This is a genomic window from Pseudomonas edaphica, assembly GCF_005863185.1.
Lineage (GTDB): Bacteria > Pseudomonadota > Gammaproteobacteria > Pseudomonadales > Pseudomonadaceae > Aquipseudomonas > Aquipseudomonas edaphica.
Genome location: NZ_VBVZ01000517.1, coordinates 1 through 4,449, shown reverse-complemented (window position 1 = coordinate 4,449; position 4,449 = coordinate 1). Strand labels below are relative to the sequence as shown.

4 protein-coding genes are annotated in these 4,449 nt (G+C 59.9%); 3 read left to right on the top strand and 1 reads right to left on the bottom strand.

From position 1 onward, the window contains the following. The first annotated feature begins 91 nt into the window (after positions 1-91). The 3 genes from FEM54_RS25560 to FEM54_RS25550 all read left to right on the top strand — a co-directional run bounded on the left by FEM54_RS25560 (position 92) and on the right by FEM54_RS25550 (position 2,651). The gene (locus tag FEM54_RS25560; protein ID WP_138453553.1) at positions 92-1,249 is read left to right on the top strand and encodes an OmpA family protein; all 1,158 of its coding nucleotides are present in this window, start codon (positions 92-94) and stop codon (positions 1,247-1,249) included. A 27-nt stretch (positions 1,250-1,276) separates the two neighbouring features. Then, positions 1,277-1,924, top strand: coding sequence for a pyridoxamine 5'-phosphate oxidase (gene pdxH, locus FEM54_RS25555; protein WP_099548576.1), 648 nt, complete (start codon positions 1,277-1,279; stop codon positions 1,922-1,924). Positions 1,925-2,186: 262 nt separating this feature from the next. After that, on the top strand, positions 2,187-2,651 hold the full coding sequence (locus FEM54_RS25550) for an outer membrane lipoprotein (protein WP_017137197.1): 465 nt from the start codon (positions 2,187-2,189) through the stop codon (positions 2,649-2,651). A gap of 283 nt (positions 2,652-2,934) precedes the next feature. Here the strand turns inward: FEM54_RS25550 and FEM54_RS25545 are convergent. Further along, the coding region (locus FEM54_RS25545; RefSeq protein ID WP_138453552.1) for a HAMP domain-containing methyl-accepting chemotaxis protein at positions 2,935-4,449 on the bottom strand (1,515 nt) is incomplete at its 5' end.

Below are 4,449 nucleotides of genomic sequence, written 5' to 3'. Positions count from 1 at the left end.
TGAACGAAATTGTGTAACTTTACTGTTCTCTAAGCGTCTGTTTAACGGGTCAACCAGGCCCCCCGTTTTTTTCTCATTTTGTGGATACCTCATGTTATCGAACAAGTCCTTGGCACTGGCGCTGTGCCTCACTATTACTGGCTGCGCACAAACACCACAAAGTGATGCCGAAGGTGGGCACTGGTGGTCATTTGGATCTGACAAGGCTGCTACCAAGGACGCCGTGACACAAACCGACGCCAAGCCGGATGCCAAACCTGCCGCCGGCGCCAAGCCTGTCGAACCTGTGGCCGCCGCTGCTGCTCCAGCGCCTGCACCGGTAGCCAAGGCTGACACCGGCTTCAACTGGTGGCCGTTCGCTGCCAAAAGCGCCGACGAAAAAGCGGCGGATGCCAAAGCCGACCTGAAAGCCGACCTCAAGGCCGCAACCCCTGCTTCCACGCCGGATGCTGCGCCTGCCGTCGCCAAGACCGACACCGAAACCAAATGGTGGTGGCCGTTCGAAAGCAAGCCAAAGCCACTGGCCAAGGTTGATGTGACCAACGTGCAGATGCCCGATCCGAAAATCACCCAAGCCTGGCTGGATGATTATGAGCCGCGTCTGCGCGCCGCCATCAAGGACAGCAACCTGCAACTGGAACGTCGTGACAACGTATTGGTCGTGATTGCCCCGGTGGACGGCTCCTACAACCCGAAACGCCCGGCAATGCTGCTGCCGGTCACACTCGGCCCGTTCACACGCGTTGCCAAAGCTGTTGAAGCTGACCCCAAGACCGCGGTCCTGGTCCTGGGTCACGTTGATGCCACAGGTACCGCCCCGGCCAGCCAGGCGTTGACCAAAGAACGTGCGCAATCCATTGCCTCTATCTTCAGCCTCAGCGGCTTGAAGCAGGATCGCTTGATGCTGCGCGGTATGGGCGACCTGATGCCGCGTGCCGCCAACGACAGCAATCAGGGGCGTGCGCTGAACCGTCGCATGGAGATCATGTTCACTCAGCGTACAACTATGTTGGCGCTGCTGAGCAAGTACAACTCGGGCAAACCACCGGGCGCTGACATGGTCGCTGTGCAAACTGCGCCAGCCCCTGTGCCGGCTCCGGCTGCGAAAAAAGCGGCTCCGGCGAAAAAAGCCCCGGCCAAGAAAGCTGCCGCCAAGCCAGCTGCGAAAAAAGCCGCTGCCAAGCCTGCCGCGAAAAAAGCCGCACCGAAGGCTGCCGCCCCGGCTGCGAACGACCAGGCGAAAAACTGATCCGTTGAAACAGAAGGATAAAGCTGCATGACCCAGGCACTGGCCGATATGCGCCGTGACTACACACGGGACGGTTTGAGCGAGGCCCAGGCCCCGGACGAGCCGTTTGCGTTGTTCCACCAATGGTTTGGCGATGCGGTGAAAACCGAGCAGCCACCGGTGGAGGCCAATGCCATGACCCTGGCAACGGTCGACCAGGACGGTCGCCCGCACTGTCGCATCCTGCTGCTCAAGGGCCTGGATGCACAGGGTTTTACCTTCTTCACTAACTATCAGAGCGCCAAGGGTGAACAACTCGCGGCGCGGCCGTTTGCGGCCATGACCTTCTTTTGGCCCTCCCTGGAGCGCCAGGTGCGCATCGAAGGGCGGGTGGTCAAGGTCACGCCTGAAGAGTCGGATGCCTATTATCAGGTCCGGCCTTTGGGCAGCCGTCTTGGCGCCTGGGCATCGCCGCAAAGCCAAGTCATTCGTGACCGTGAAGAGCTGCAGGAGCTGCTCAAGCAGACCGAACAGCGTTTCAGCGATACCCAACCCGACTGCCCCGAGCATTGGGGTGGCTATCGTTTGTTGCCTGAGCGCATCGAGTTCTGGCAAGGCCGCGCCAGTCGCCTGCATGACCGCCTGAACTATCGCCTGCAAGCGGGCGAGTGGACGCGCGAGCGCCTGGCGCCCTGAGCTACACCTTTCGTCATTCCATCTGAATGGTGATCATCACGCCGAAGTCTCTACACAGAGGCTTCGGCGTTTTTGATTGCGTGACTACAATAAAGAGCGCTTCCACGTGATTTTTGGATCGGGGCGGGAGCTACCGTTCGTCGAGTTTTTTGGTGCTGGCAGTCTGTACTCAGGCTGAATGAAAGCAATTTTCTGGCGTGCTTGCCGTGACAGGCGCCAAGCAGCGGCGTCTAATGAACACCTGTCCTTTGGAGTTGATGCTATGCGTAAGTCTGTTTTACTAGTTGCCTGCTTTACCACCTTGTCGTTGCTGTTGGGTGGCTGCGCCTCGAGTCTGACCGGCGACTCGTACTCCCGTGACGAGGCGCGTCGTGTACAGACCGTTCGTATGGGCACCATTGAATCCCTGCGTCCGGTGAAAATCGAAGGCACCAAGACCCCAATCGGCAGTGTTGCCGGTGCAGTGGTCGGCGGCGTTGGCGGCAGCGCGATCGGTGGTGGCCGTGGCAGTATCGTCACTGGCGTTATCGGTGCGGTTGCCGGTGGCTTGCTGGGTTCCGCCGCTGAAGAAGGACTGACCCGCACCCAGGGTGTTGAAGTTACCGTTCGCGAAGACGACGGCAGCATGCGCGCCTACGTCCAGGCCGTCGACCCTAACGAAATCTTCCGCATTGGCGACCGCGTGCGCATCATGACGGTTAACGGCACCAGCCGTGTAACGCGCTAAGCGCTGGTTGTAGAAACGCAAAACCCCAACCGGGTGACGGGTTGGGGTTTTTTATTGCCTGCGGTTTTTTGAGAAAGTGCAGGCAATAAAAAAACCGCTTTAGTAGGGCGGTTTTTATTGCAAGCCATGTCTAAGTTTGCCTGTGGCGAGGGAGCTTGCTCCCGTTGGACTGCGTAGCAGTCCCATGCTTTTAAAGCAAAGAGCAGGGGCCGCTACGCGACCCAGCGGGAGCAAGCTCCCTCGCCACAGTTACAGTGTCCGGGCAGGCATTCGCGCGGATACTTCACACCTGAAAGTGCTTCACCATCGTATTCAACTCATGCGCCAGGCTGGCAAGCGATTGCGAAGCGGCGGTGGTCTGAGTCGAGCCTTCGGCGGACTGAATCGACAACTGTTGAATATTCAGCAAGTTGCGGTCGACCGCCCGGGCAACGTCAGCTTGCTCCGCCGCCGCCGTGGTAATCACCAGATTGCGGTTGTTGATCTCGTCATTAGCGGCAAGGATATCCGCCAGCGCTTGCTGCGCCAGTTCGGCCAGGCCAATGGTTTGCTGGGTCATGGTGCTGCTGTCGAGCATGGTGTTGACGGTGCTGGCGGTGTTGGTCTGGATGCTGCCAATCATCTGTTCGATTTCCTGGGTCGATTGCGCGGTGCGATGGGCGAGGGCGCGTACTTCGTCGGCGACCACGGCAAAACCACGGCCCGCATCACCGGCCCGCGCCGCTTCGATGGCCGCGTTCAGTGCCAATAAATTGGTTTGCTCGGCAATGGTGCGGATAACGTCGAGCACTTTGCCGATGCCTTTGGCCTGCTCGGCCAGGCCGCCCACTTGGCTGGAGCTTAGCTCTACACCACGGGTCAGGGCCTGGATGGAACTCAGTGCCTCGACCATACGTTGCTGGCCTTTCAAGGCGATGCTGCGCGACGCCTGGGACAGGTCGGAGGTGGTGGCGGCATTCCGGGCGACCTCTTCAATGGCCGTGGTCATCTCGGTGACGGCCGTGGCGGCCTGCTCGATCTCGCCATGTTGCTGCTGCAGGTCGCGGCTGCCCTCGGCAGTAACGGCATTCAGTTCCTCGGCCGCTGCCGCCAGTTGGCTCGACGAGCCGGTTATTTGCCGCAGTGTCTGCACCAGGTTATTACGCATGGTCTCTTGTGCCCGCAACAGGCGTGTGGCTTCGTCATTGCCGGTCGGGTTGATGGGCTGGCTGAGATCGCCCTTGGCGATGGTTTCAGCCACCCGTACCGCCTCAATGATGGGGCCGGTGATGCTGCGGGTCAGCAGCCAGGCCACCAGCACCGTGCCGCCACTTACCAGCACGATGACGATGGCGATACCGCCCACGGCATGCTGGTACGCGGCCACGGAAGTCTGGCCGGCAAGTTCTGCGCCCTTGTTGGCGAGGTCGATCAATTGATCGAAGTTCTTGGTCATCTGCTCATAGCTTTCTCGAATGCTGTTGAGAAAGTCACGGGCGCCAGCCTTGTCACCTGAGCGCGAGCGTTTGAGCATCTCGGTGTGGTTCTTGGCGTACCCTTCCAGGCTCTGGTTAAACACGTCCAGGCGCGATTTTTCCTCCGGCGTGCGCAACAGCGCTGCATATTGAGCCAGTTGCTCCTTGACGCTTTTCAGGCGACCCGCGGATTTGTCTTCGTAGGTCTGCATATCGGCGTCGCTGGCGGACAGGATGTGCGCCATTTCCCCCAAGCGAAAACGATCCAGCGAGGCATTGGCCAGGGCGAGGATCCTCACGCGCTGCATCCAGTTGTTTTGGATGTCGGCAGCCTGGGACTGCAC